The following is a 26,971-nucleotide window of genomic DNA, read 5'->3' on the forward strand; positions in this document are numbered from 1 at the left end:
ACGTGGTCATTCGCGGCCGAGGGCGGTCAGTTCACGTCGTACGGGTGGCCGCCCACGCGGCCGTCGCTGTCGCGGTCGAGACCGCCGATCTCGGCGAGCTGCTCACCGGTCAGCTCGAAGTCGAAGATCTCGAAGTTCTCCTTGATCCGCGACGGCGTGACCGACTTCGGAATCACGACGTTGCCGACCTGGGTGTGCCAGCGCAGGATCACCTGGGCCGGCGTCTTGCCGTGCGCGGCCGCCAGCTTCGCGATCACCGGGTCGTCGAGCAGACCGGCTCCACCGGACGCCAGCGGGCTCCACGCCTCGGTCGCGATCCCGTGCTCCTCGTGGAACGTCCGCAGCTCGCGCTGCTGGAGGTAGGGATGCAGCTCGATCTGGTTGATCGCCGGCACCACGTCGGCCTCCTCCAGCAGCCGCGTCAGGTGCTCCGGCAGGAAGTTGGACACGCCGATCGCGCGGATCCGGCCGTCGCCGTAGAGCTTCTGGAACGCCTTCCAGGTCTCGACGAAGCTGTCGCGCTTGGGCGCCGGCCAGTGGACGAGGTAGAGGTCGACGTAGTCGAGGCCGAGCTTCTCCACGCTCTCGTCGAACGCGCGCAGCGTCGAGTCGTAACCCTGGTTGGAGTTCCACAGCTTCGTGGTGACGAACAGCTCCTCGCGAGGCACGCCCGCCTCGGCGACCGCACGACCCGTACCAGCCTCGTTACCGTAGATCGCGGCGGTGTCGATGTGGCGGTAGCCGACCTCGATCGCGGTGCGGATGGCAGGCGTCGCCTCGTCGTCCGGCACCTGCCAGACACCGAAGCCGAGCTGCGGGATCTCCACACCGTTGTTGAACGTGACGGTAGGAACCTTGGGGGAAACGTTGGGCATGCTGTGCGCATCCTCCTGTAAGGCTGATATCAGCTGCTTTATCGATTCACTCGCCTCCACCGTACCCGTAGGCTCTACCCTCGTGGAGCTGCACGTTGTCCCCTACGACCACCCCGACGCGGTGCGGTTGATCGCCGAAGTCCAGCAGGAGTACGTCATCCGTTACGGCGGAGTCGACCGGACACCTACCGATCCGGCGGAGTTCGCCCCGCCGGAGGGCAGGTTCGTGGTCGGCTACCTCGACGGAACGCCCGTGGCCTGTGGCGGCTGGCGCGTGAGCGGAAGCGGCATCGCCGAGGTGAAGCGGATGTACGTCACGCCGGCCGCGCGCGGTCGCGGGTACGCCCGGGTGTTGCTCGCGGAGCTGGAGCGGACGATCGCGGACGCCGGCCTGCGGCGGGTGATCCTCGAGACCGGCCTGGCGCAGCCGGAGGCCATCGGGTTGTACACCTCGGCGGGCTACACGCCGATCGAGAGTTTCGGCATCCATCGCGACAGCCCCAACAGCCGATGTTTCGCCAAGGCGGTCGGGAGCTCCCTTGCGTCCGGGTGACCGGTTCGTCCGCCGCGAGGAGCTCGCCGCGGACGTCTGGCTGGCCCGCGACGAGTTGCTCGGGCGGGACGTGGTGTTGAAGCGGGCGGCGCCCGGGGAGCCGCGGGCCCAGGCGCGGCTCAATCATCCGCACGTGATCACGGTGTACGAGCACGTGGGCGATCAGGTTGTGCTGGAGTACGCGCCGGGCGGCAGCCTGGCTGGTGCGCAGTTGACTGTCGTGGAGGCGGCCAGGATCGCCGCGCAGGTCGCCGAGGCGCTGGTCTACATGCACGGCAAGGGCCTGGTGCACTGCGACGTCAAGCCCGGCAACATCGTGCTCACCGACAACGGGCAGGCCAAGCTGACCGACTTCGGCTCGGCCTACCGGATCGACCCTGAACAGACCATCACGCCGGTCAGCCGGCTCAGCTACACGCCGGGCTACGCCGCTCCGGAACTGATGCGCGGCAGCCCGATGCCCGCCTCCGACGTCTACTCCCTAGCCGCGACGGTACGTGCCCTGGCCGCCGCCGATGACACAGCCGCCGCCGATGATCTGGCGGGCACTGTCGCCAATCCTGTCGGCAATCCTGTCGGCAATCCTGTCGGCAATCCTGTCGGCAATCCTGTCGGCAATCCTGTCGGCAATCCTGTCGGCAATCCTGTCGCCAATCCTGTCGGCAATCCTGTCGGCAATCCTGTCGGCAATCCTGTCGGCAATCCTGTCGCCAATCCTGTCGCCAATCCTGTCGCCAATCCTGTCGCCAATCCTGTCGGCAATCCTGTCGGCAATCCTGTCGGCAATCCTGTCGGTAGGAGTGTCTACAAGATTGGCGATGATCCTGTAGACAAAGCCGGCGACGGCGCGGCGAGGCGCGGCGCGCTGGGACGGGTGCTGGCGGACATGCTGCGGGAGAACCCGCACGACCGGCCGGACGCCGCCGGTGCCCGCGCGCGTTTCCAGGCACTGGCCGACGGTGTGCCGCTCCCGGCCGGCGCGGGCGGACCGGCCGGCGGTGCTGTGCCGGCGCAGCTTCCGGCCGACGTGTTCGGCTTCACCGGCCGCGACGCTGAGCTCGACCTGCTCGACAGCCGGCCCGCACCGGTCGTCGCGATCTCCGGGACCGCCGGCGTCGGCAAGACCACGCTGGCCGTCCACTGGGCGCACCGGATCGCCGAGCGTTTCCCCGACGGCCGGCTGTATGTCAACCTGCGCGGCTTCGACCCCACTGGTCAGGTGACCGATCCTGCCGACGCCATCCGCGGCTTCCTCGACGCGCTCGGCGTCGCACCGGACCAGATCCCCGTCGACCTGGACGCGCAGGCCGCGTTGTACCGCTCGATCCTCAGTACGAAACGAGTCCTGGTCGTCCTCGACAACGCCCGCGACACCGAGCAGGTCCGGCCGCTCCTGCCCGGCAACCCCGCCTGCCTGGCGATCATCACCAGCCGCAACGACCTGCTCGGGCTGGTCACCAAGGAGGGTGCGCGTCCGGTGACGCTCGACGTACTGAGCGACGCCGAGGCGCGGCACCTGCTCGACCACCGGCTCGGCCCGGAACGTACGGCCGCCGAGCCCGAAGCCGTCGACCAGATCATCCGGTCCTGCGCGCGGCTGCCGCTGGCGCTGGCGATCGTGGCCGCCCAGGCGGTGACCCGGCCCGGCTTCCCCCTTGCGGTGTTGACCGACGCGCTCACCGGCGAGGACCTCGACACCGACATCCGCGCGGTGTTCTCCTGGTCGTACCACCAACTCAGCCCGCAAGCGCAGCGCATGTTCCGGCTGCTCGGCCTGCACCCCGGACCCGACATCTCGGCAGCAGCAGCCGCCAGCCTCGCCGGCAGCCGCCCACCCCTCACCGAGCTCACCCGCGCCCACCTGGTCTCCGAACACGCACCCGGCCGCTACACCTTCCACGACCTCCTCCGCGCCTACGCCACCGAACTCACCCACACCACCGACACCGACACCGACCGCGCAGCCGCCACGCGCCGCATCCTCGACCACTACCTCCACACCGCCTACGCCGCCGACGACCTGCTCGGCCCGCGCGACCGGATCACGCTCGGGCCTGCCGAGGCCGGCACCGCTCCGGAACGACCGGGCGACTACGAGCAGGCGACGGCCTGGTTCACCGTGGAAAGCCCTGTGCTGCACAGCGTGATCTCCCTGGCCGCCGGCACGGGTTACGACAGGCAGGCCTGGCAGCTGGTGTGGAGCATGTACAGCTACCTCAACCGGCGTGGGCTCTGGCACGAGGAGATCGACACCTGGCAGACGGCGCTGGAGGCCAGTGGCCGGCTCGGCGACCTCTCTGCCCAGGCGCGGGCCCACCGCGGCCTGGCCGGTGCGTACACCAGGCTCGGCCGGTTCGACGAGTCGTCTGCTCATCTCCTGCGCGCCCGCGACCTCTACGCCCACCTCGGCGACCAGTTCGGCCAGGCTCGTACGCACCGCAACCTCGCCCGCATGTACGGCGCCCAGCAGCGCTACGAAAACGCGCTCGACCACGCGCAGGCCGCACTCGCGCTGTTCGAGCAGGCCGGCCACCGGCTCGGCGAGGCCGAGTCGCTCAACTCCGTCGGCTGGTACCACGCCCTGCTCGGCAACCACGGCACCGCCCGCGTCTACTGCAACCAGGCCCTCGTGATGTTCCAGGAGCTCGGCGACCGGGAGAACCAGGCCAACACCTGGGACAGCCTGGCCTACGCCCACTACCAGGCCCACGAGCTCCCCGAGGCGATCGACTGCTACCAGCGCGCGCTCGACCTCGCCCGCGAGTTGCGTATCCCTCACATGGAAGCCGACATCCTCGCCCGTCTCGGCGACGTCCACCACACCGCCGGCGACCACGACACGGCCGCCGGAAGCTGGCGACAGGCCCTTGCCCTCTACGAAGAACTCGGCCACTCCGACGCCGAAGCCGTCCGGGAACGAGTGCAGCGAGCAGCACCCAACCGGCCGTGAGTCGTGCTAGGCAGGAGGTGTGAACAAACGAGTGTGGTTGAGCATCCTCGGCGTCGTGCTCGTGCTGATCGGCGGTGTCTGGTTGTTCCAGGGCGTCGGCGTGATCGGCGGCAGCTTCATGACCGGTGAGCCGCTGTGGGTGGTGATCGGCGGGATCGTCGCGCTCGGCGGTGCGTGGCTGCTGGTCAGCAACCTTCAACGCCGGCGGCGATGACGGTCACGGTCCCGGTCGTCGCCGTGGCCCCTTCAACGGTAGCCGAAGTCCTGTGTCCAGTACGGACCGTCGCCGCCGAGGCGGACGCCGACACCGATCGCCTGGATCTGGCAGTTGAGGATGTTGTTGCGGTGCCCCTCACTCATCAGCCAGGCCGCCATCACCCGGCGCGCATCGCTTTGTCCCTTGGCGATGTTCTCGGCGGCGGGTGAGGTGTAGCCCGCGTCGCGCATCCGGTCCCACGGCGAGCTGCCGTTGCGCCCGGTGTGGCTGAAGTAGTGGTTGGCCGCCATGTCGTACGAATGCTTGCGCGCGGCCGTCCGCAGCCGGTCGTCGAGCCGGACCGGGCCGCAACCGGCTTCCCGGCGGGCCGCGTTGGTGTACTGCACGACCTCGTTCTCGTACGCCGCTTCCTGCGCGGTCGGCCCACTCGGGCCAGGCTTCTTGCGCTTGGGCTTCGGCGCGGGATCCGGGTCGTCGGTGTCCTTCGGCTCCGGAGCCGGCTGCCGGGTCGTCTTCTCCGGTTTCGGCGCCGGCGGCCGCGTGGGCGTCGGCTTGACCGTCGGAGTGGGTGTCGGCGTGGAGGACGCCGTCACGGTCGGCGTGGCCGGGTCGACGGTCTCGCCGTCGTTCGCCGAGTCGCTCGGGCTCGGCTGTGACTGGAGCGCGCGGAGGTCCGCGGCCGACGCCGACGGATCACCGCCCCACCAGTTGAAAGCCATGCCAAGCAGGCCGATCGAGCCGGCGAGCATCAGCGCCCAGGCTCCTACGGCCGCGACGATCCACTTCCCTTGCTTCTGCACGTGCCCTCCCAGGCAGCTTGCAGCGAGTAGCACCCCCGCCGGTGCCGGGCGACAAATGTAGCGAAACCCACACTGAGTTCGCTACTTGGTGCCGTTACATCAACGATTGGACGTACGGAAGGACACGGGGTTCCGTCGCATGCGCTACGAAGACACCTTGGCCGGCGCGTCGATCAGGACCGCATCGATCAGATCGCCGGCCCACTTCAGCAACTCCAGATCGCGCAGCGGCTGCCCGCCGAACGTCGCCGTCGCCGGCCGCGGAACCAGGATCGTCTTGATGGGCTTCTTCACGACCGTCCGCGGATACAAGCGCTCCAACCGCAACTGCTGGCTGTCTCGCAGGTCCACCGGCGCGAACCGGATCTGGTTCCCCTGCAACGTCACATCCGTGAGCCCAGCCTGCTTCGCGTGCAGCCGGAACCGCGCCACCTCCAGCAGGTTCGTCACGGCCTCCGGCAACGGGCCGTACCGGTCCTCCAGCTCCTCCGCGATCTGCACCAGCTCCTCGGCCTTGCGCACGGCCGCGAGCCGCTGGTACATCTCCAGCCGCAGCCGCTGGCTGTCGACGTAGTCGTGCGGCAGGTGTGCGTCGACCGGCAGCTCGACCTTGACCTCGCGCTCCTCCTCCGGCGAGTCGCCGCGGTATTCGGAGACGGCCTCGCCCACCAGCCGGATGTAGAGGTCGAACCCGACATCGGCGATGTGCCCCGACTGCTCGCCACCCAGCAGGTTGCCGGCGCCGCGGATCTCGAGGTCCTTCATCGCGACCGCCATGCCGGCGCCGATCTCGGTGTTCTGCGCCAGCGTCGCCAGCCGATCGTGCGCGGTCTCGGTGAGCGGGCGCTCGGCGGGATAGAGGAAGTACGAGTAGGCCCGCTCGCGTCCACGCCCGACCCGCCCGCGCAGCTGGTGCAGCTGCGACAGCCCGAAGTTGTCGGCTCGTTCGACGATCAGTGTGTTGGCGTTCGAGATGTCCAAGCCCGCTTCGACGATCGTCGTGCACACGAGCACGTCGGCGCGCTTCTCCCAGAAGTCGACCATGACCTGCTCGAGCTGGTGCTCGTTCATCTGCCCGTGTCCGACGATCACCCGCGCCTCGGGCACCAGCTGCCGGATCCGGGCCGCGGCCTTCTCGATCGTGCTGACCCGGTTGTGTACGTAGAAGACCTGGCCCTCACGCAGCAGCTCGCGGCGGACCGCGGCGACGATCTGCTTCTCGTCGTAACCGCCGACGAACGTCAGCACCGGATGGCGTTCCTCCGGCGGCGTCATGATGGTCGACATCTCGCGGATGCCGGTGATCGCCATCTCCAACGTCCGCGGGATCGGCGTCGCCGACATCGAGAGCACGTCAACGGCCGTGCGCAGCTGCTTGAGCTTCTCCTTGTGCTCGACGCCGAACCGCTGCTCCTCATCGACGATGATCAGCCCGAGGTCCTTGAAGCCGATCTCGTTGCTGAGCAGGCGGTGCGTGCCGATCACGACGTCGACCTGGCCCAGACCGATGCCGAGCAGCGTCTCCTCGGCCTCCTTGTCGGTCTGGAACCGCGACAGCGGCTTCACCGTGATCGGGAACGGCGCGAACCGCTCGGAGAACGTCCCGAAGTGCTGCTGCACAAGGAGAGTCGTCGGCACGAGCACCGCGACCTGCTTGCCGTCCTGCACGGCCTTGAACGCCGCGCGCACCGCGATCTCGGTCTTGCCGTAGCCGACGTCGCCGCAGACCAGCCGGTCCATCGGGACCGACTTCTCCATGTCGGCCTTGACCTCGTCGATCGTCGACAGCTGGTCGGCGGTCTCGACGTAGGGGAAGGCGTCCTCGAGCTCGCGCTGCCACGGCGTGTCGGGGCCGAACTGGTGGCCCTGCGTGGCCTGCCGCGCGGCGTAGAGCTTGATCAGCTCGCCCGCGATCTGCCGGACGGCCTTGCGGGCGCGGCCCTTGCGCTTGGCCCAGTCTCCGCCGCCCATCTTGTCGAGGGCGGGCTGCTCGCCACCGACGTAGCGCGTCACGAGGTCGAGTTGGTCGGTCGGAACGAACAGCCGGTCGCCGGGCTGGCCGCGCTTGGACGGGGCGTACTCGATGACGAGGTATTCCCTTGTCGTGCGGTGCTGGCCGGTGCCGACCGTGCGCTGCATCATCTCGACGTAGCGGCCGACGCCGTGCTGCTCGTGCACGACGTAGTCGCCGGGCTTCAGCTCCAGCGGGTCGATGGTCTTGCGCCGCCGGGTCGGCATCCGGCGCATGTCCTTGGTGGACGAGCCGCCGCGGCCGAGCACGTCGTCCTGGCCCAGCACGGCGAACTTCAGGTGCTCGGCGACGAAGCCGTGGTCGATGCTGCCCTTCACGACGTGGACGATCGACGGCTCGGGCTCGGCGTCGAGCGATTCGCACAGCCGGGCAGGGATGTCGCGGCCGCTCAGCAGCTCGGCCATGCGCTCGGCCGAGCCGTGGCCCTCGGAGACGAACACGACCCGCCAGCCGTCGGAGAGCCACTTGCGCAGCTGGAAGATCGCGCTCGCGGTGTCGCCTTGGTACGCGACGACCGGCCGGGCGTCGATCGTGTGCGACTCGACCGCGCCGGCGTCGATGTCGACGTCGAGGCTGACGATCTCGCCAGTCTCGGTGCGCAACGGCACGCGCTCGACCGGGACCTCCGGCCCGTCACCGTTCAGCGCGAACGGCGAGACGCTCCACCAGGCCAGGCCGAGCGTCAGCGTGTGCTGCCGGACGTCGGCCAGCGAGTGGTAGGCCGCCGCGCCGAGGTCGATCGGAGCCTTGCCGCCGCCGGCCGCGGCCGCCCAGCTCGCGTCGAGGAACTCCTGGCTGGTCTCCACCAGGTCGTGCGCGCGGCCGCGGACGCGTTCGGGATCGCAGACGATCACGTGGGTGTTGGCCGGCAGCAGGTCGACCAGCAGCTCCATGTCGTCGACCAGCACCGGCGCCAGCGACTCCATGCCCTCGACCGCGTGCCCCTGGTGCAGCTTCTCGAACAGCTCGCCGAGCTCGGGGTGGCGCTCGGCCAGCCGGCCGGCCCGCTCGCGTACCTGCTCGGTCAGCAGCAGCTCGCGGCAGGGCGGTGCGTAGAGGCCGTGCTCGGCTTCGCCGAGCGAGCGCTGGTCGGCGACCTTGAAGTAGCGGACCTCTTCGACCTCGTCGCCGAAGAACTCGACGCGTAACGGATGCTCCTCGGTGGCCGGGAAGACGTCGACGATGCCGCCGCGAACGGCGAACTCACCACGGCGTTCGACCAGGTCGACCCGGGTGTAGGCGGCAGCGGCCAGGCGCTTCACGAGGTCGTCGAGGTCGACCTCCTCGCCCTTGTGGAGCAGGACGGGCACGAGGTCGGCGAGACCCTTGACCTGGGGCTGCAGGACGCTGCGGACGGGCGCGACGACGACCTTCGGACGGGGGTTCTCGGCGTCGGGGTGGACCAGGCGGCGCAGCACTGCGATCCGGCGGCCGACCGTGTCCGAGCGCGGGGACAGCCGCTCATGCGGCAGGGTCTCCCAGGCGGGGTAGTAGGCGACCGCGTCGGACGAGCCCAGCAGGCTTTCCAGCGACGCGGTGAGGTCTTCGGCCTCGCGGCCAGTGGCGGTGACGGCGAGCACCGTGCGGCCCGCGCCGCCCCGCTCGGAGTCGGCGGCGATCGCGGTGATCGCGAACGGCTGCACCGACTTGGGTGCGGTGAGATCGAGCGGCGGCGAGCCGCTCTGCAAGGCCTGCTGGACGGCGGCCGAAAGCGCTGGATCAGCGGTGATGAGCGAGGTGAGTCCGGTGAGGCTCATGGGATCCAATGCAGTTGCGGAATGCGGGAAGTGCGGCAACACAGCCGCCCCGGTTCGCCAGGCGACCCGGGGTGCCCGACCAGGTTACTCCTGCCCTCCGACAGCCCCGCCAGTCAATTACGCGACCCGAAACCGAATCGCGTCAGGCACTTGGCGCCCCGCGTTCGAGCGTGGCCCGGACGGCCTCGGTCGCCGGTGGGGGTGGTCGGGGGTAGGGCGGGATCGAGCCCCTCGAAGATCGCCAGCGCGCTCCGCCACGAGTGGTAGGCCGGCTTCTGGTCGCCTACGACGGCCTGCGTGTCGCCCAGGTGAGAGAGCGTGTGCGCTTCGTAGCTCGGGTCGCCGAGCAGCCGCGCCAGGTCGAGAGAGCGCTGGTAGCAGGAGGTCGCCAGGTCGTACTGCCCGAGATGGTGGTGGGCGTAGCCGAGGCTGTCCAGGGTGGCCGCCTTGCCATCGGTGCTCCCGATCTCGCGGAACAGGTCGAGGGCCTAGCAGGACGTACTGCCAGCCGAGGGAGTTGAGTGCCGACGCCAGCCCGACCTGGTTGCCGATCTCCCGGTGCAGGTCCGCCGCCTGCTGGTCGTGCTCGATGGCCGAGCTTCACCGGCCCTCTTTGCAGGACACGACCTAGCGCCCTGGGGAGTGTGCCTAGCGTCGCCAGGCGGGCTGACGCCCGAGCAGAGCCTCGAGCGCCTTGTCGTGCGGCGCGTAGTAGTCCTCCAGCCGTTCCCGCTGCTTGGCCTCCAGCGCCTTGCCCGGCCGCGCGTTGTGCCGGTCGAACGCCGCCGGCATCCAGTCGGGCAGGCCCAGGAACTCCAGGACGGCGGCGTACGTCGTCACCGGCGCCTCGAAGAAGTCCTCGCTGTCGAGCACGTGCACCCGGTCGCGCGGGAACACCTCGAACAGCCGCTCCAGCTGCTCGGCGTACCGTCCCCGCGCCAGATAGGCCTGGTGCCGGTGAGCGTGGCTCTGGTAGCCGGGCTCGGTACGCAGCCGCTCCTCCTCGCCGGAAAGCCGCTGCGTCTCCAGCTCCAGCGCCCGTTCGAACGTCGCGGTCTCGAAGCCGCGCGCGACCTCGTGCTTGTACGCGGAGTAGGCCCGCTCGACCGGGTTGCGCAGCATCACGAGGAGCTTCACCTCCGGCAGGTCGGAGGCGATCCGCGGCAGCGCCAGCGGGTGGTAGAGGTAGTAGCCGCTGGACTCCATCGCCTGCGGCTCCGCCGATCCCAGCCAGCTGCGTGCCTTCCGGCGTACCGACGCCGTACGCGGGAAGTGCCCGCGGTACCACTCCCCGCCACGGTGGTAGTTGACGTCGAAGTAGTTGACGCCCTTGTGGAAGACCGGCCCGGTCACCAGCGGATGCGCGATCAGCGCGCGGTGCAGCGACGTCGTGCCGCACCGCTGCCCTCCGACGACCAGGAACGAGGGCAGCATCCGGCTGTCAGCGGTGTAACGGCCGTACGTCCGAGCGACCTTGCGGCCGTTGCGTTTGACCCACGCCGGGGCCGACGACCGCATGGTTCCGGCGCTCATTTCTCCCGAACCTCCACCACGAGCCGCGTCGGTGACGAAAGGGGACGCACCCGGAACTCGGCATCACTGTCGAGCCCGACGGCGAACCGCAGGCTGCCGCCGAGGTTCTGCACGAGCAACATTTCCTTGACGAGCGGCAGATCCGGCTGCAGGTCGGGCTCGACCGCCATCCGCCCGTCGGTGTTGGGGTTGGTCAGCTTGAAGCCGACCTCAAGGAACGCGTTGCCGGACACGGCGATCGGGTCGTCCTCGGGGTGCGCACGCACGACGTCGACGTATCCGACGTCGAACTTCGGCAGCACCTTGGTGTCGGCGAACGTGAACGTCACCTGCTCGATGTCGCCGTCGTCCTCCTCGTCGGCGTCCAGCCCGACCAGCCGGGCCTTGGCGTCGCTCTCGTGCCGGATCGGCGCCTTGCCGAACTCGCCGGACGCCTTGCCCATCCGGGTGCCGGGTGCGGCGGTCGGCTCGCCGTGGTCGGGCGCGATCGCCGTGGCCGTGGCGTTCGGATCATCCGACGGCGACGAGCGCTTCGACGGGTCCGACTTCGACTGCGTCACCTGCTGCCCGGACCCGTCACCGGAGTCCGAACAGCCTGCCAGCGCGGGCGAAACCGTCAGCGTCGCGAGGAGTACGGCTGTGCAGAGAGCCCTGCCGTTCCGCCGGTGGAGAGAACTACTGGGGAAAGACGTACGAACCACGCGTTCTCCAGTCGTTGCCGTCCGTCTTCGGGCCGCTCACGATCGCCGAGGTGTTGCTGACCGGCTTGCCGCCGCTGAAGTCGACGCGGACGAGGTTGCCGCTCGAGGAGTCGGCGTAGTAGAGCTTGCTGTTGGCCAGGAACACGCCCTGCGCCTGGGAGAAGCTGACCCCGGAAGCGTCGGCGGTGAAACGGGTCGCGCCGACCGCACCGCTCTCCGGCGTGAAGTAGCGGTAGTACAGCGACGACCGGCCCGAGACGGTGTAGTAGAGCCGGCCGCTGTAGAAGAACATGCCGGTCGCGCTCGCCAGATCGGTGTGGAACGCCGTGTCGGTCGTCAGCGCGTCGGACGTGGCGATCGTGGTGCCGGTGCCGTACGACGTGCCGTTGAACGTCCGGGTGATGAAGCTGCCGTTGGACCAGCCGTAGTACATCCGGTTGCCGAGCATGGTCGCGCCGCGCTGGCCGTTCCAGTTGATGCCGCCCGTCGGGACGGTGGAGGTGGTGCCGACCGACGTGCCGTTGAACGACCGCTTGATCGGCGCCGCACCCGACGTCGTGGGCTGCAGGTGGACGTCACCCGGCAGGGTGCCGACAGCGAGCTGCGGTACGGACGAGCCACCGCTGAGCGGCATGAACGCGATCCGCGCGTGGTATTCCGAGTTGCCGATCCGGTCGGTGTCGCTGCCGACCCACAGGCCCTTCGACGTCGCGAGCAGGTCGAAGACGCCGACGCCCTTGGTGCGGCCGGGGTTCCAGCGCAGCGGCAGGCCGTTGGCGGGGTCGAGCGCGGCGATGCCCTCGCGGCCGATCGCGCCCGCACCGGGCGAGTCGCCGTCGAGCGTGTTGGGGTTGTTCTGCCAGCGGAAGTGGCCGCCGATGTAGACCGCGGGGCCGGTGATGGCGATGGCGTACATCGTGTCGCCGCCGCTGTAGCTGGTCCAGCTCGGCTTCAGCCCGGTGCCGGTCGAACCGACCTCGAACCGCGACGTGGTGTCGCACGGGCCCTGGTTGCCGCGCCAGGCGCCGGTCGTCGTCACGACGAAGTACTTGCCGTCGGGCGAGATGTCGACGTCGTGCATGTACGTGTCGTAGGCCGCCGCGCACTGTGTGCTGTAGAAGTCGCTCTGCCAGTTGGCGACCTTGGCGGAGGTGCCGCTGAGGTCGAGCATCGCGAGCTGCGGGCGGCTCTGGCCGTCGACCGTGCTGAAGTTGCCGATCGCGACGAGCCGCTGGCCGTTGGGCGAGACGTCGATCTTCAGGACCTGCATCGTCGCGTTGTTGTACGGGGCGGCGAACTTCACCCGGTTGTAGCCGTCGAACGCGCCGGAGGTGGCGTTGAGCGTCGCGAGGCCGGGCTGGGCGTAGTTGCCCGCCACGTGGGTGAACGTGCCGGCGATCCAGAGGCGCCCACCGGCCAGCCGCATGTCCTTCACGCGACCGGTGAGGGCCGGCGCGGTGAAGCCGGACTTCAGCTTGCCGTCCGAGAGGTTGACCTTCGCCAGGCTCTTGCTGGCCTTGCCCGCGACGTTGTTGAAGAAGCCGCCGACGAACAGCGACGTGCCGTCGGGCGCGACGACCAGAGAGGACACCTCGCCGTCGGGGTTGGGCACGAACGTCGTACTGACCGCACCGGTCGAGGCGTTGAACGCCACCATGTTGTTGCGGTTGTAGGTCGTCTTGCCATCCGCCGACGACACCTTGGTAAAGGATCCGCCAAGAATGATGGTGTCGCCGGTCTGGACGATCGCCTTCACCCGGCCATCCAGCACGTGTGGCGTCCAGCCGACCGGATCCGCGCTGACGATCGACGTCTGAGCGGTCTGGACGGCGACGGCCGGTCCGGATGTGGCCATGGTGATCGCGGCGGTCATGGCCGCGGTGACGGTCAGCGCGGCAACAGTGACAGCGCTACGTCGACGAACGAACACGTGGGTTGCCCCCCAAGGCGTGTGTTTGTTGTGGTGATACCTGGCGGCACTGTGGGATGTATGCCGCGTCCTCATCCGATGACGCCTGCGGCACCCGCGTGGTTGCACCCGTGTGTCCCACCCCTGGGTCGGGATGCGTCGCACGAGCTTCGCGAGCTCCTCCACCGCCTTGGTTTTGACCAATGGCACTCAGGGAGGCGCGGCACAGCAGACCGCATCTTGCCGGTTTTGTCAGGCTGCGCGCAAGTGCCGGACTACCTCCTGTTCCCCCATCGTGACCATCGGCTGCCACCGCGGTCGTCTGCCCATCCGAGATGCACTATCCGTCCCACATCGCGGGCGCGTATCGTCGTGCTGCTACGTACTCGTAGCGCCTCGGGAGGGAGGGGCGGTGGGAGGGAGCAGATCCGCCGCGGCCGGTTCCGGCAGTGCCGGCAGCGCTGAACCGGCGCTGCCGTCAGCAGCTCCTTCGGCGACCCCGCAACCGGCCGCCCGCACCCATTCGTTCCTGCCCGGCGGATGGCCGCTGACCCTGCTGTTCCTGCTCTTTCCGCTGTGGTGGGTGCTCGGGTTGTCGACGTTCATCTTCATCGTCGTCGCGATCCCCATGGCCGCGTTCCTGATCCGCAAGCGCGACCTGTGGGCGCCGCGTGGGTTCGGGTTCTGGCTGCTGTTCGTCGCGTGGATGCTGATCGGCATCACGATGCTGTGGGCGGACGCACCCGGCGCCGAGCCGGGCGGTGGAGGAGGCGGACGCCTGATGGTGTTCGGTTTCCGGGCAGCGACCTATCTCGCCGTGACGATCGTCTTTCTCTACGTACTGAACAGTGACGAACGCGACCTGCCGACCCGACGTGTGGTGCGGTTGTTGGCGCTGATGTTCGTGTTCACCGTCTGCGGCGGCGTGCTCGGCGTCGTCGCGCCGAAGTTCGAGTTCACGTCGGCGCTGGAGTTCGCACTTCCGCACGGCCTGGCCAAGAACGAGTTCGTCAACAGCATGATCCACCCGGCGGCGGCCGACATCCAGAAGGTGCTGGGATACGAGCAGAGCCGGCCGATCGCGCCGTTCTCGTTCTCGAACTCCTGGGGCGCGAACCTCTCGATGTACCTGCCGTTCTTCCTGCTGGCCTGGTTCGGCAAGGACGCCGGCTGGCGCCGGTTCGTCGCGCCGATCGTGCTGGTGGCCGCGCTCGCGCCGATCGTCTACTCCCTGAACCGCGGGCTCTGGGCGGCCTTGGCGGTCGGCTGTGTCTACCTCGCGGTACGGCTCGCGATGCTCGGCCGGTTCTGGCTGCTGCAGCTGATGGGCGGTGCGCTGATCGTCGGCGTGATCGTGTTCTTCGCCAGCCCGCTGGCCGGGATCGTGCAGCAGCGGATGGAACACCAGCACTCCAACGACCGCCGTGAGCAGCTCGCGACCGAGACGATCCGCAGCGTCGTCACCGGATCGCCCGTCCTCGGCTTCGGCTCGACCCGCGACGTGCAGGGCACGTTCGCGTCGATCGCCGGTGGTTCCACGCCTGACTGCCCGGCGTGTGGTGTGCCTCCGCTCGGAACGCAGGGGCAGTTCTGGCTGGTGCTGTTCTCGCAAGGGCTGGTCGGGATCGCCTTGTTCTGCGCGTTCTTCCTGCGCCGGCTCGTCGCGCACATCCAGGACCCGTGGCCGGTGGCGATCGCCGGGTGCTGTGTGCTGCTGTTCTTCGGGCTCGAGCTGCCGATCTACGACACGCTTGGTGCTCCACTGATCACGGTGATGATCTCGCTCGGCCTGATGGCCCGGCGACAGCGGTCGATGGGGCACGTGACATGACGGCACCGTCCTACGACGCGCTCGCCGAGACCGCGGCGCTGATCTGGCCGGCGCCCGCGACGGTCGGCTCGGCTCGCCACAGCTCCGGTGGCGATGCCGCTGTCGTCCGTGAGTTCCTGCTCGCGCCCTCGGCCGCCAGGCCGCGGATCGCCTTGCCCGCCGGGGCTCCGCAGGCCGCTGCCGACGTCGTACGAAAGTACAGCCAGGGGCTCGGCACCAGGGAGTACGTCTCGCGCACGCTGCTCGGCCGGCTGCTCGGCGCGCGTCCCGTACACGCGCTGGTGTCGAGGCTGCTGCCCGACCGGCTGCGGATCGTCGCTCCCGCCGGTGCCTGCATCGACTCGCTGGAGCAGCATCTCGCCGAGCTGCTCGGCGAGGACGTGCTGCTCGGCATCAGCGTCGGTCCGAGCCGCGCCAACCGGAAGCCCGTGCTGCAGGCCGTCACGCCCGAGGGCCAGACGCTGGCGTACGTCAAGGTCGGCATCTCCGACCTCACCCGCTCGCTCGTCGCCGGCGAGGCGGCAGCGCTGTCGGCGTACTGGTCGGCCGGCGACGAGGAGAACACACTGCGCGCCCCGCACGTCCTGCATCACGAGACCTGGCGCGACCTCGAGATCCTCGTACTGGAGGCGATCCGGCCGCGGCACGCCGGCATCCTGGCCCACCGCAAGCGCCGGGCTGAGGAGCCGCTCGCCGCGATGCGGGAGTTCGGCGAACGGCTCGGCGTGACCCGCGATCGCCTGACGGGCAACCGGTTCTGGCGCCGGATCGCCGCCACGCCGGACCAGCTGCTCGACTCCGGCCAGGCCACGCGATACGCCGAAGCCGCCAAGCGGGTCGAGGCCTGCTACTCCAGCGCGGATGTCGCGTTCGGCTGCTGGCACGGCGACTGGACGCCGTGGAACATGGTCTGGGACGCCGAACGCGTGCTGCTGTGGGACTTCGAGCGGTTCAGCACCCACGTGCCGAGGGGCTTCGACCTGGCCCACTACCGCCTGCAGACCCGGCTGCTGCGTGGTGGCGAGGACGCGGCCGAGCAGCTGATCGCGTTGCCCGGCTGGACGGGAGCCGAGGGTACGAACGATCCCGCGCTCGTCGCGGCGGCCTACCTGCTCGAGCTCGCCCGGCGCTGGGCGCTGGCGGCCCAGGTGCCGGAGGGCGAGCCGTTGCGGCGGCGCACCCAGTGGTTGTTCGAGCAGCTGGACCGGGTGGTGTGCCGATGACCGGCACCCTGCCCGACACGGCACTCAACCCGGCCGGCCCGACGGGGCCGGTCAAGACGCCCGAGGGCGCGGAGGTCCGCGAGTCGCTCGACCTCGACCGTTACTCCCGTACGGTCCGCCGGCACATCAAGCCGGCACTGCTGGGCGGCCTGATCGGGGTGCTCGCCGGACTCGGCATCAACCTGCTGACGCCGGCGGAGTACCAGTCGACAGCGGTCGTCCACGCACCGGCTGTGCCGACGAAGGTGGTCGTCGACCTCGAACCCGGCGCGAATCCGTACCGGCCGCGCGAGCAGACCCAGGACACCGACGCCGCCATGCTGCTGGCCGGCACCACATTGAGCCACGTGGCGCGGCGGCTCGACGACGGCACGACCCCGCGGGAGATCCGCCGGCGCATCGGCATCACCGTTCCGCCGAACACGCGCGTGCTGCGCATCTCCTACACCGCTGGGAGTCCGGAGGGCGCCCAGCGCGGCGCGCAGGCGGTCGCGGCCGAGTTCGTCCGTACGCGCGAGGCCCGGCTCGCCGACCGCGCGAACCGGATCACGCAGGCGCTGTGGAAGGAACGCGAGCAGCTGCAGAATCGGATGGACGCCGCCAAGCCGCAGAGCGACGCCGAGGCCGAGCTCAACGAACAGCTCAACACGCTGGACGGCTATCTGGCCGAGCTGGCCGGTGCGGAGGGTGGCACGACCGTGGTCCGGGCCGCGAATCTTCCGACGTCGGCGGTACGCAACGGAGACGAGATCCCACCGGTGTCGGGTGTCGCGGTCGGCGTGCTCGGCGGACTGGCGCTCGGCGTGCTGCGCGAGCGCCGCAAGCGCGTGGTGTTCGACCGGCGCGACGTGTTCAACGCGACCGGCCGGCGTACGGTCGACCTGGCCAACATCGCGGTCGAGCTGCAGGTCACCATGGCACAGCGGGTGCTGGTGACCGGGCCGGCGTCCAAGGCCGTGCTCGACATCGTGGCCGGCGGGATCCGGACAGGGCTCGACCAGGTCGGTGCGCTGACCTGCCGGGTGGTGCCGTCGTACTCCGCGGTCTCGGGCAACACGATCCGCGCCGCGATGACCGCCGACCTCGTGATCGTGGTGGCCGAACGCGGTCACAGCACGCTGCGCGACCTGCGCCGCATCATGCACCTGCTGGACCGTTCGAACGCCGAGGCCGTACTCTTCCTTGCCCGGGGAGGGACATCGTGACCGATACCGCGACGACGGGTGCCAAGGCGCAGGAGGCGATCTGGACCCGGCTGGTGATCGACCCGCCGGCCGATTTCCTGGTCCGGCCGCTGGCGAGGCTGCCGTGGGTGACGCCGAACCGGATCACCGCGGTCGCCGGCCTGCTGGCGCTTTGTGCCGCCCTGTCGTTCTCGCGTGGCTGGCTGGTCGCCGGTGCCGTCCTGTTCCAGGTGCGGTTCCTGGTCGACTGCCTCGACGGACGGCTGGCGCGGATCCGTGGCGTGTCGACGTTGTGGGGCGCGTCGCTGGATCTGGTCGTCGACGTCATGGGGATCGCGATCTGCTACGCCGCACTGGCGTGGTACCTCGTGGCCTCCGACGCCGCCGGGCCGGCGCTGATCGCGGCACTGGTGGCCGGAAACGGCTTGTACGTATGGACTCTGGCGCATCGCAAGTCGCTGCCGGGCGGTGCGCAGCGCGACTGGCTGGCGGCGGGTGCGTCGGTCTCGGTGGCGCCGGCGCCCTCGGCCTGGGGGCGGTACGTCGCGTTCATGGCGCGGCACGGGATGGTGCCGACGCCGTACGCCGTGGAGCTGGAGGCGCTGGCGCTGACGTTGCTGCCGCTGGTGGCCGGGCTGACCGGATCGCTGTGGCTCACCGTCGCGGGACTGTGGGCGGCGACCGCGTTCTACGGCGTGGCCTCGGCATTGAACGTCTATCGCACCTGGCGGCTCACCGCCGGGCTGGAGCGCTCGTGACTGCTGACTTGCTGCCCTCGGTTTCCGTCGTGATCGCGACCCACCACCGGCCGGAGCTGCTGCGCAAGGCTTTGGACGCGGTCGCGGCGCAGACGTACGCCGGCCGGGTCGAGTGCGTCGTGGTGTTCGACCAGGCGCCGGTCGACGGGGCGATCGCGGCACCCTCGGTGCGGGTGGTCCCCAACGCGCGGTCGGCCGGGCTGGCGGGCGCGCGCAACACCGGAATCGACGTGGCGGAAGGCGAGCTGATCGCGTTCTGCGACGACGATGACGAGTGGTTTCCGGCCAAGCTCGCCTCGCAGGTCGAGCGGATGGAGTCGTCCGGCGCGGATGTCGTGGTGTCGGGCATCGAGGTGCACTACGGGGACCGGGTGGTGCCGCGCGTACCTGCCGAGGCCGATCTGGTGGTCACCGAGCTGGCCCGGCGGCGCGTGATGGAAGCGCATCCGTCGACCGTGCTCGTGCGGCGAACCGCTTTGCTGGAACGGATCGGGCTGGTCGACGAGGAGATCCCCGGCGCGTACGGCGAGGACTTCGACTGGATCCTGCGCGCCGCCCAGGCCGGTCCGATCGCCGTGGTTTCGGAGCCGCTGGTCAAGGTGCGGTGGGGCGCGCAGTCGTACTTCCAGCAGCGGTGGCGCACCATCATCGAGTCGATCGACTACGGCCTGCGCAAGCACGCCGTCCTGTCGGCCGACCCGCGCGGGCACGCGCGGCTGGTGGGGCGGAAGGCGTTCGCGCATGCCGCGCTGGGCGAGTCGCGGCCGGCGTTGCGCTTTGCCTGGAAGGCGTTCCGGCTGAACTGGAAAGAGCTGCGGTCGTACATCGCCTGCGTCGTGGCGCTTCGCCTGCTGACGGCCGACCGCGCGCTCCGGCTGGCCCACTCGAGAGGCCGCGGCATCTAGGCCGGCGTCTGCTGGCTGCGCTCGATCTCGTCGTAGAGCAGGCCGAAGCGGTCGATCCGCCACAGCTGCCCGAGCACCACGAGCGTCGCGCCGAAGACGGTTGGCCAGATCTCGAGCGCGACCAAACCCCAGATCAGCAACGCGAAACCCGCCGTGCCGACGACCACGAGCAGCCTCAGGACGGCGCGGTGGCCGGCTGGCACGAGGTCGCGGTGCAGCAGCCACAGCTTCTCGCCGTAGATGCCCTTGGCCGCCCAGGACGTCGGACGTTCGACGGCTGGGAACGCGTGGGGGTTGATCCACAGCCAGACGACCACTGCCGCGATCGGGACGAGGCACCACCAGCCGAGCCACGTGCGGCTCCAGATCGCCAGCAGCATCGCGGGGATCGCCGCGAACCGCGTCCAGACGCTCCACGGGTTGGCGTGCCGCTTCCATGCCTCGTCCGACATGCGGAAGCTCTGCGCGACCCGCTCCAGAACCTTCATGATCCCTTCTTTCCCTTGCTGAGACCGGTGGCCAGCGCCTGGATGGTGGTGTCGAGGACCTGCTCGTAGTCGTCGCCGAACTCCTCGCGATGCAGCACGATCAGGCTCGCGGTCCGGATGACGCCGAGCACCACTTCGGGCTCGACGGTGCCGACCAGAGCGCCGGAGTGCTGCCCGCGCCGGATGAACTCGATCACTGGCGCGACGACGACGGGGTGGACGCGGGCGGCGTCCTCCTCGCTGACGCGACGGCGGACGGCGCGTAGCTCGTCGGGATGCGTGAGCAGCCGCCGGTAGAACGGGTCGGTCGTCCAGACGTCCGTCATCACCCGCATCAACTCGGCCAGCGTCTCCCGCCCCGGCTCGCGGCTCCAGACCTTCGCACCCCGCTCGGCGATCTGTGGCGCGCGGCGGAGCATGACCTCGAGGTAGAGCGCCTCCTTGGACTCGAAGAACGCGTAGAAGCTGCTCTTCGCGATCTCCGCCGGCTCGACGAGCTCGTCGAGCGACGTCTTCCTCAGGCCGTGGGTGGCGAACAGCTCCTCGGCCGTGTCGAGCAGGATCGCGGTGATCCGCTCCCTGTCGGCAGCGCCGAAAGCGACCGCCATGTCGCGCCTCCTGGACAGCTATGAACAACTCGTTCATTCGTTCATAGCAGAGCTTACCCCTGACCGGACGGGAAACAAGGGGAGCTCAGCGGCGCCGGCGGGAGCGGGTCTTCCCGTTCGCGAACAGGCCCGACACGAGGTCGCCGAAGCGGTCCACCGCCGCGGTGTTGGAGCCCTCGTCGACCGCTGTCAACCGGACCGACGACGGGTCGGCGAGCACCTGCTCCAGCAGGTCCACCAGATCGGCCGTCTCGTCGACCAGCGTGACCTTGCCGGCCGCCGCCAGGCGCCGGGTGAACCGCACCTGATGATCGTCGACCTGCTCGCCGTAACGCTCGCGGCGCGGCATCACGATGGGCCGCACACCTCGACGCCGGGTCTCCACGATCGTCGACGGGCCGCCGTGCGACACCACGATGTCGGCCGAACCCATCTTCGACGTCAACGTCTCGTGCTCGAGGTAGGCCGAGCGCTCGGCATGGATGGGCGCGTCCGCGGTGCCGTACTGCACGAAGCAGTCGACCTCCGCGTGCTCCTTGCTCCACTCGTCCATCGCGCGGACCAGCCGCGGGAACGGGTGGTAGTCGGTGCCGACGACGACGAGTACGTTCAGCCGGCCAGGATCGCCAGGAGTTCCCGTCATAGCAGGGTTCCCACGACTTCCGCGTCCTTGTAGAGGTCGCGCTGCTCCTCCCACTGCACGCAGAACAGGGTTGACAGCGGACGGCACAACTTACCCGTCAACGTCGCGCTGTCGAGCCGGTCGTACACCTCGAGATAGACCGTCGGAATCCCGAGGAGCCGGGCGATCAGAAAGAAGGGCACAGCAACGCCCGCACCTGTCGAGACCACCACATCTGGACGGGTCCTACGCAGAACGGTTACAGCGAGCCGTAAGTTGCGCAGCATGTTCGGGATGTGCCGCGTCGTCGGATGGTAAGCCCACTCGACGTTTTCTCCACGCAGCTTGGATCGCGCATCCTCGGTCGAAAACGTCACCCAGGTGCGTTCCCGGGTCGCCCACCACGGTCGCAGGGCAACCAGCTGTGCCAGATGCCCACCACTCGATCCGACCAACAAGATGCTCGACGGCATGTCCTGCGAGTCCCGCACGTCTCGCGCTGCCGGCACGTCCCACCCTTCCGACAATGTCGCATGTCCCCCCGGACCATTTTCACTACTTCTGGTTACCCGAAGCTCACGCTAGCGACCTGTGCGCCGTAGCGGAAGACGTACGCCAAAATCAGTGCAAAGCTGGAGCACTGGCGCCACGGCCGGGCCGTGTGCTGGCCCGGGTAACAACCGAACTGTACCGACTGCGCCTCGGGATAAAGTCACGGGAAGCACCAGCAGACGAAGGGGAGGACATGCGCGACGCCGAGGGGACGTCAGTTCCCGCGTCATTCTGGGTCAACGCACTGCGCAGGAACGTGGTCCTGATCCTCGTCTTCGGAGTGCTCGGTGCCGGTGCCGGCCTGGCGTTCTCGATCAAGCAGGGCCAGGAATACGTCTCCACCGCCGCGATCCTGATCGAGCCGCTGCAGGGCAACCCGTACGAGCCCGACAGCAAGGGCGACCAGCTGGTCAACCTCGAGACCGAGGCCACGCTCGTACGCACCGACCCGGTGGCCAAGCTCGCGGGCGGCCAGATCCCCGGCAACCAGGAAGCCGGTGCGTTGCTGGCCCAGGTCGACGTCGAGGTGCCCAGCAACACCCAGGTCCTGGAGATCTCCGGCACCTCGACCAGTCGCACCGAGGCCCGCGACGTCGCGCAGGCGTTCTCCGACGCCTACCTCGCCTACCGCCAGCAGCGTGCCGACTCCTCGGTCAAGAAGCAGTTGCAGCGGATCAGCCGCCAGCAGGACGGCACCCGCGCGCAGATCACCCAGGCGAGCTCCGAGTTGCAGTCCGACGACGTCACCGAGTCGCGCAAGGCCTACCTCGAGGAACGCATCAACAACCTCAACGCCCAGCTGGCCGCGCTGGAGAGCCAGCAGTCGACGATCTCCGCGACCGACCTCACCCCCGGCCAGGTCATCACGCCGGCCTCGACGCCGCCGGGCGCCGGCATCCTCAACCTCCTGCTGTTCGGTGGCGCGGGCGCGTTCGTCGCGCTGTTCGTCGGCTTCGCGTTCGCCGTCGCCCGCACCCGCCTCGACACCAGGATCCACGAGTCGCCCGAGGTCGAACGGCTGGGCGTCCAGGTGCTCGGCTCGGTCGGCAACCGCTTCGGCGGGCACGGCGGTGGCGGCCGCGCACCCGACCTCTCCGAGATCTACCGCGAGATCCGTACGGCCATCGTCACCTCTCTCGACTCGCCGCCGGTCGGCCTCACGGTCGCGAGCGCCGATCCCGACGCCGACGCCTCGCCCGAAGCGGCCGCGCTGGCTGTCGGGCTGGCCCGGTCCGGGTTCACCGTCGCTCTCGTCGATACCGTGGGCGAGCCGACCAGGCTGCTCTCCGACCGCGTGCGCATGCCCGGGCTCACCGAGCTCCTCACCGAGCAGGCCGACCTGCAGTCGCTGGTGTTCCAGCCGGAGGAACGGCTCAGCATCCTCGCCCCTGGCGCACCCGACGGGCAGACCATGGACCGCCTGCTCTCGCCGCGCATGCGCCACACTCTGGCCCAGCTGAGCGAGTGGAACGACTACGTCATCATCGCCGGCGCGCACGCCCACAGCGCTGACGGCCAGGCGCTCGCGTCGCTCACCGGCGCGGTCCTGCTGGTCGTCGCGCGGCACCAGACCCGGCTCAACGACTTCATCGAGTGCCTCGACGTGCTCGACCGGGTCGACGCCGCCTGCATCGGCGCAGTGCTGGTCAGCGCCGGCGGAGGTCCGCGGCGACGGGCGGGCGCCGGCCGCGACTCGGCCCGCGACTCCGACGACGTGAGCGCGATCCGCGAGCGTTACGACCGGGCCGCCGATGCCGCGCTCGGCGACGTCCCGCGGCGCAACGGCCGGCCGGGGACTCCGTCCGAATCCGGCCGTCCGACGGCACCCACGCCGCGCCGCCAGGCGCGGCGCACGGGCACCGCTGCTCCATGGACCGGCTCCGACCAGGGCAACAACTTCCGGTGAGCGCGCCTGCCCCCACTCCGACCCCAGCCCCGGACCGAGCCCCGCTGACGAAACTGGCCCGAGGCGGCGCCGTCAACCTCGCGGGTACGTTCGTGGGCGGGCTCGCCGGCATCGCGCTGGTCATCGTCGTCACCAACGGCTTCCCGCAGGTGATCGCCGGCCTGCTGTTCACGGTCACGTCGTTCTTCCTGATCGTCTCCGCGGTCTGCGGCCTCGGCGTCGACGCCGGGCTCGCCCAGCTCATCCAGCGCGCGCTCGCCACCGGCCGGCCCGAACGTGCGAAGGCGACGCTGTGGGTCGCGTGGCGTCCCGTGCTCGCGCTCAGCGTCGTACTCGCCTTGGCCGGTTGGGTTTTCGCCCCCGGGCTGGCGGGCCTGCTGGGCGCCGACGCGGCTCAGCACGACCAGATGACGTGGATGCTGCGCGTGGTCGCGGTGACGCTGCCGGTGGCGACGGCGTACGACACGTTCCTGTCGGCGACCCGGGCCTACGGCACGATGCGCGCCAACGTCATCGTCGAGAAGCTCGGCCGGCTGCCCCTGCAGATCCTTTGCGTGGCAGGGACCTGGGCGCTCGGGCTCGGACCGGTCTGGCTCGCCGCGGCGTGGGCCCTGCCGTACTTCCTGGGTTTCGGTCTGGTGCTGGCCGCCTACCGGCGGATCGCGCCGCGCGACACCGGCCCGCAGGATCGCGAGCTGAACAAGGAGTTCTGGTCGTTCACGGCCCCACGCGCGCTGGGACGGATCTGCCAGGTCGCGCTGCAACGGGCCGACATCGTGCTGGTCGCGGCGCTGCTCTCCCCCACGCACGCGGCGATCTACACCGCCGCGACCCGCTTCCTGACCGTCGGGCAGCTCGGCACCCAGGCGATCCAGCAGGTGCTGCAGCCGCAACTGGCAGGGCTGTTCGCGCGCGGCGACCTGGCCGGCGCCCGGCAGGTGTTCCAGACCTCGACGGCGTGGCTGATGGCGCTGGCCTGGCCGGTCTACCTCGTGTGCGCGACGTTCACGACGTTGCTGCTGCAGGTCTTCGGCGACGGATACGACGAGGGCCATGCCACCCTGGTCATCCTCGCGCTGACCATGCTGGTCGCGACGGCGTGCGGGCCGGCCGACGTCGCGTTGCTGATGGCCGGTCGCAGCCGGCAGAGTCTGGCCAACAACGCGCTCGCGCTGGTCGCCGATGTCGTGCTCGCGGTCGTGCTGATCCCCGTGCTCGGCATCACGGGCGCGGCGATCGCGTGGGCGGGCGCGCTGCTGGTGCGGAACGCCCTGCCGGTCCTGCAGGTCTGGCGGGCGTACGGCCTGCTGGCGTTCGGCCGGGGCGTGGCCTGGGTGGCGCTCGCGGCCGGGATGTGCTTTGGTGTGGTGCCGTTCGCGGTCGTGAGCTGGTTCGGCCCGTCGATCGTGGCAGCGGTGATCACGCTGCCGGTTGTGTGCCTGGCGTATGCCGGTGTGTTGTGGAAGGGGCGGAAGGCGTTGCAGCTGCAGGCGTTCAGGAAAGTGGTTCCACGAAGGCTTCGGGTCGGCATCTCCAAGGTCGTGCTGCGCAAGCCGGGACTGGCCGAGGTGCCGGTCGACCGGCTGCTGCTCGGCCAGCAGGACGGCGTGACCGTCCAGCGGTACGCCGAGGAGACCGGCGACCTGCTCTGGGGCTCGACGCCCATCTCCGAGGGACCGCACGTGGCGCTGCTGCGGCTGGCGTCGGAGTCCGGCACACCGCCGTCGAACGCCGAGATCCTCGCGTCGCCGTACGGTGAGCACGCGCGGCGCTGCCTGGCGCTGACCGGCCGCTACTTCTGGGCGACCGACGAGGCCGGCATGGTGGAGGTGGCGCGCGCGTTCCTGGAACGTTCGGAGGCCAACGGCTCAGCCCCGGCTGGGGAAACGCCTGCTCGGGCCGGGCAGAGCGGACCGGACGACCCGATCCTGGTCGCGCCCGTACGCGACTCCGACTGCTTCCAGGTCCTCGACGGCCACCACCGGCTCGCGCTGGCGGCGGCCCGCGGCGAGGCGGCGGTCCAGGTCAGCGTGAAGCGCTCGCCGGTGACCACGCCGTTGCAGGACCACCTGCGCAAGATGAGCTGGCTGGGCGGCGCCAAGGAGCTCTACCAGCCGATCGACGCGCCCGAGCTGAAGCAGTCGTGGTCGACCGTACGCCAGTGCACCGACAGGCTCGACAAGATGACGGCGTTCCTGGCCAAGCGCAACCTCGGATCCGTGCCGACCTACCTGGACGTCGCCAGCTTCTACGGCTGGTTCGTCGCGGAGCTCGGCGCCCGCGGGTACGACGCGTACGGCGTCGAGCGCGACCCGCTCGCCCCTGCGGTTGGCGACGCGTTCTACGGTCTCGACCCCTCACGCATCTGGATCGGCGACGCGGTGGACTTCATGCGCTCCGCCGACAAGCGCTGGGACGTGGTCTCGTGCTTCAGCCTGCTGCACCACTTCGTCCTCGGCCGCGGCAGCACGTCGGCGGAGGAGCTCGTGCAGCTGCTGGATTCCGTCACCGGCTCGGTGCTGTTCCTCGACACCGGGCAGGAGCACGAGCGGTGGTTCGAACGCTCCCTGGCCGGCTGGAACGCCGACCGCATCACGTCGTTCCTGCTGGAGAACTCGACGTTCGACGATGTGGTCGATCTCGGCCCGGACGCCGATGACGTCGGACGCTATGCCGGCAACTACGGCCGCCACCTGTTCGCCTGCGTCCGGACGACCGGCCGCTAGCCGGCCGGAAAAGGGGTGGGCGCGGGCTCCGCACACCCCCCGCGTGCGAGGCCCGCGCCCGCAATGGAGGACCCCCAACGTTAAGGGCGGGTTGCATAGGTTGACCAAACCGTGACCTTTGGCCCATCTCGTCCGGCAGAAGTCCCGACCCGGACAAACCGGACGCTGCGGCGAACAGCCTGGTCAGGGCGCTCCGTGGAACGCGTTCTGCGCGCGCTCGAGACCTTCGGTGACCAGCAGCTCCAGAGCGTCGACCGCCCGGTCGAGGAAGAACGGCAGCTCTTTCCGCTCGGCCGCGGAGAACGGCGACAGCACGAAGTCGGCCGGATCCTGCCGGCCAGGCGGCCGGCCGATGCCGAACCGTACGCGATGGAAGTCGCCCGTCGCGATCGAACGGCGGATCGACCGCAGGCCGTTGTGCCCGTTGTCGCCGCCGCCGAATTTCAGCCGGACCTCGCCGTACGGAATGTCCAGCTCGTCGTGGACGACGACGATCCGCTTCGGCGGGAGCTTGTAGAACGTCGCGAGGCTGGCGACCGGACCGCCCGACTCGTTCATGTACGAGCGCGGCTTGGCCAGCACGACACGGGTGCCGGGCAGCGCGCCGACCCTGTCTTCCACGACCTCGGCGCGACCTCTGGGGTGTGACCGCCAGATCTTCGCCGGGGACGACCTCGGACCCTGCTGTGTTGCTCGCAGCCGGCCGCCCAGCTCGTCGAGCACCATGTGCCCGACGTTGTGCCGGTGCGCGGCATAGGTGGGCCCGGGATTCCCCAGGCCCACGACAAGCCACACGCCACCGTCGTCGGACACACGTACCTACTCTGCGGGCCCTGTCGAG

General features: G+C 69.8%; 22 protein-coding genes. 10 read left to right on the forward strand and 12 right to left on the reverse strand.

The features are described 5' to 3' along the window. Positions 1 to 26 precede the first annotated feature (26 nt). Positions 27 to 875, reverse strand: a complete 849-nt coding sequence (locus ACYVF6_RS36505) for an aldo/keto reductase (RefSeq protein ID WP_460528285.1) — start codon at positions 873 to 875, stop codon at positions 27 to 29. 82 nt (positions 876 to 957) lie between these two features. Here ACYVF6_RS36505 and ACYVF6_RS36510 point away from each other — a divergent pair, with 82 nt between their 5' ends. From ACYVF6_RS36510 to ACYVF6_RS36520, 3 genes are read left to right on the forward strand one after another with little or no spacing between them, the layout of a single operon-like run. Then, positions 958 to 1,428, forward strand: a complete 471-nt coding sequence (locus tag ACYVF6_RS36510; protein WP_460528287.1) for a GNAT family N-acetyltransferase — start codon at positions 958 to 960, stop codon at positions 1,426 to 1,428. After that, complete coding sequence (locus tag ACYVF6_RS36515) at positions 1,415 to 4,378, forward strand: protein kinase domain-containing protein (RefSeq protein WP_460528289.1); 2,964 nt, start codon at positions 1,415 to 1,417, stop codon at positions 4,376 to 4,378. Before ACYVF6_RS36510 ends, ACYVF6_RS36515 begins: the two co-directional genes overlap by 14 nt. Positions 4,379 to 4,397: 19 nt before the next feature. After that, positions 4,398 to 4,592: a hypothetical protein gene (locus ACYVF6_RS36520; protein ID WP_460528291.1), complete on the forward strand. Its 195-nt coding sequence runs from the start codon at positions 4,398 to 4,400 to the stop codon at positions 4,590 to 4,592. Between the two features lie 32 nt (positions 4,593 to 4,624). Here the strand turns inward: ACYVF6_RS36520 and ACYVF6_RS36525 are convergent, their stop codons facing one another. The 6 genes from ACYVF6_RS36525 to ACYVF6_RS36550 form a co-directional block, all read right to left on the reverse strand. Further along, entirely contained in the window at positions 4,625 to 5,395 is a 771-nt protein-coding gene (locus ACYVF6_RS36525) for a CAP domain-containing protein (RefSeq protein ID WP_460528293.1), read from the reverse strand. Between the two features lie 144 nt (positions 5,396 to 5,539). Next, on the reverse strand, positions 5,540 to 9,184 hold the full coding sequence (mfd, locus tag ACYVF6_RS36530) for a transcription-repair coupling factor (RefSeq protein ID WP_460528295.1): 3,645 nt from the start codon (positions 9,182 to 9,184) through the stop codon (positions 5,540 to 5,542). Between the two features lie 113 nt (positions 9,185 to 9,297). Further along, the gene (locus ACYVF6_RS36535; RefSeq protein WP_460528685.1) at positions 9,298 to 9,663 is read right to left on the reverse strand and encodes a tetratricopeptide repeat protein; all 366 of its coding nucleotides are present in this window, start codon (positions 9,661 to 9,663) and stop codon (positions 9,298 to 9,300) included. 169 nt (positions 9,664 to 9,832) lie between these two features. Then, positions 9,833 to 10,717, reverse strand: a complete 885-nt coding sequence (locus ACYVF6_RS36540; protein ID WP_460528297.1) for a sulfotransferase family protein — start codon at positions 10,715 to 10,717, stop codon at positions 9,833 to 9,835. Continuing rightward, positions 10,714 to 11,418, reverse strand: coding sequence for an AMIN-like domain-containing (lipo)protein (locus tag ACYVF6_RS36545; RefSeq protein ID WP_460528299.1), 705 nt, complete (start codon positions 11,416 to 11,418; stop codon positions 10,714 to 10,716). Before ACYVF6_RS36545 ends, ACYVF6_RS36540 begins: the two co-directional genes overlap by 4 nt. Further along, positions 11,393 to 13,348, reverse strand: a complete 1,956-nt coding sequence (locus ACYVF6_RS36550; protein ID WP_460528301.1) for a hypothetical protein — start codon at positions 13,346 to 13,348, stop codon at positions 11,393 to 11,395. The genes ACYVF6_RS36545 and ACYVF6_RS36550 overlap by 26 nt, the downstream gene beginning before the upstream one ends. A gap of 391 nt (positions 13,349 to 13,739) precedes the next feature. On the opposite strand from ACYVF6_RS36550, the gene ACYVF6_RS36555 reads away from it, so the two are divergent. The 5 genes from ACYVF6_RS36555 to ACYVF6_RS36575 are packed head-to-tail and all read left to right on the forward strand — an operon-like array spanning position 13,740 to position 19,228. Then, complete coding sequence (locus ACYVF6_RS36555; protein WP_460528303.1) at positions 13,740 to 15,158, forward strand: O-antigen ligase family protein; 1,419 nt, start codon at positions 13,740 to 13,742, stop codon at positions 15,156 to 15,158. Further along, positions 15,155 to 16,381: a hypothetical protein gene (locus tag ACYVF6_RS36560; RefSeq protein ID WP_460528305.1), complete on the forward strand. Its 1,227-nt coding sequence runs from the start codon at positions 15,155 to 15,157 to the stop codon at positions 16,379 to 16,381. Before ACYVF6_RS36555 ends, ACYVF6_RS36560 begins: the two co-directional genes overlap by 4 nt. Then, positions 16,378 to 17,586: a YveK family protein gene (locus ACYVF6_RS36565; protein ID WP_460528307.1), complete on the forward strand. Its 1,209-nt coding sequence runs from the start codon at positions 16,378 to 16,380 to the stop codon at positions 17,584 to 17,586. Before ACYVF6_RS36560 ends, ACYVF6_RS36565 begins: the two co-directional genes overlap by 4 nt. Next, positions 17,583 to 18,323, forward strand: a complete 741-nt coding sequence (locus ACYVF6_RS36570) for a CDP-alcohol phosphatidyltransferase family protein (protein WP_460528309.1) — start codon at positions 17,583 to 17,585, stop codon at positions 18,321 to 18,323. Before ACYVF6_RS36565 ends, ACYVF6_RS36570 begins: the two co-directional genes overlap by 4 nt. Then, positions 18,320 to 19,228 (forward strand): glycosyltransferase family 2 protein, encoded by a 909-nt coding sequence (locus tag ACYVF6_RS36575; RefSeq protein ID WP_460528311.1) that lies wholly within the window; start codon positions 18,320 to 18,322, stop codon positions 19,226 to 19,228. Before ACYVF6_RS36570 ends, ACYVF6_RS36575 begins: the two co-directional genes overlap by 4 nt. On the opposite strand, the gene ACYVF6_RS36580 is transcribed toward ACYVF6_RS36575, so the two are convergent. The 4 genes from ACYVF6_RS36580 to pssD form a co-directional block, all read right to left on the reverse strand. Next, the gene (locus ACYVF6_RS36580; RefSeq protein ID WP_460528313.1) at positions 19,225 to 19,716 is read right to left on the reverse strand and encodes a DUF6653 family protein; all 492 of its coding nucleotides are present in this window, start codon (positions 19,714 to 19,716) and stop codon (positions 19,225 to 19,227) included. The two genes, ACYVF6_RS36575 and ACYVF6_RS36580, sit on opposite strands and share 4 nt — an antisense overlap. After that, entirely contained in the window at positions 19,713 to 20,324 is a 612-nt protein-coding gene (locus tag ACYVF6_RS36585; protein WP_460528315.1) for a TetR/AcrR family transcriptional regulator, read from the reverse strand. The genes ACYVF6_RS36580 and ACYVF6_RS36585 overlap by 4 nt, the downstream gene beginning before the upstream one ends. An 85-nt stretch (positions 20,325 to 20,409) precedes the next feature. Continuing rightward, positions 20,410 to 20,967, reverse strand: a complete 558-nt coding sequence (locus ACYVF6_RS36590; RefSeq protein ID WP_460528317.1) for a glycosyltransferase — start codon at positions 20,965 to 20,967, stop codon at positions 20,410 to 20,412. Beyond that, positions 20,964 to 21,455: a PssD/Cps14F family polysaccharide biosynthesis glycosyltransferase gene (gene pssD / locus ACYVF6_RS36595; RefSeq protein WP_460528319.1), complete on the reverse strand. Its 492-nt coding sequence runs from the start codon at positions 21,453 to 21,455 to the stop codon at positions 20,964 to 20,966. Before pssD ends, ACYVF6_RS36590 begins: the two co-directional genes overlap by 4 nt. 236 nt (positions 21,456 to 21,691) lie before the next feature. On the opposite strand from pssD, the gene ACYVF6_RS36600 reads away from it, so the two are divergent. Together ACYVF6_RS36600 and ACYVF6_RS36605 are read left to right on the forward strand one after the other, a co-directional pair. Continuing rightward, positions 21,692 to 23,404: a hypothetical protein gene (locus tag ACYVF6_RS36600; protein ID WP_460528321.1), complete on the forward strand. Its 1,713-nt coding sequence runs from the start codon at positions 21,692 to 21,694 to the stop codon at positions 23,402 to 23,404. Continuing rightward, positions 23,401 to 26,130, forward strand: a complete 2,730-nt coding sequence (locus ACYVF6_RS36605; RefSeq protein WP_460528323.1) for an MATE family efflux transporter — start codon at positions 23,401 to 23,403, stop codon at positions 26,128 to 26,130. Before ACYVF6_RS36600 ends, ACYVF6_RS36605 begins: the two co-directional genes overlap by 4 nt. A gap of 183 nt (positions 26,131 to 26,313) precedes the next feature. Here the strand turns inward: ACYVF6_RS36605 and pth are convergent, their stop codons facing one another. Next, positions 26,314 to 26,943: an aminoacyl-tRNA hydrolase gene (gene pth / locus ACYVF6_RS36610; RefSeq protein ID WP_460528325.1), complete on the reverse strand. Its 630-nt coding sequence runs from the start codon at positions 26,941 to 26,943 to the stop codon at positions 26,314 to 26,316. Between the last annotated feature and the right edge of the window lie 28 nt (positions 26,944 to 26,971).

The organism is Flindersiella endophytica (genome assembly GCF_054779015.1).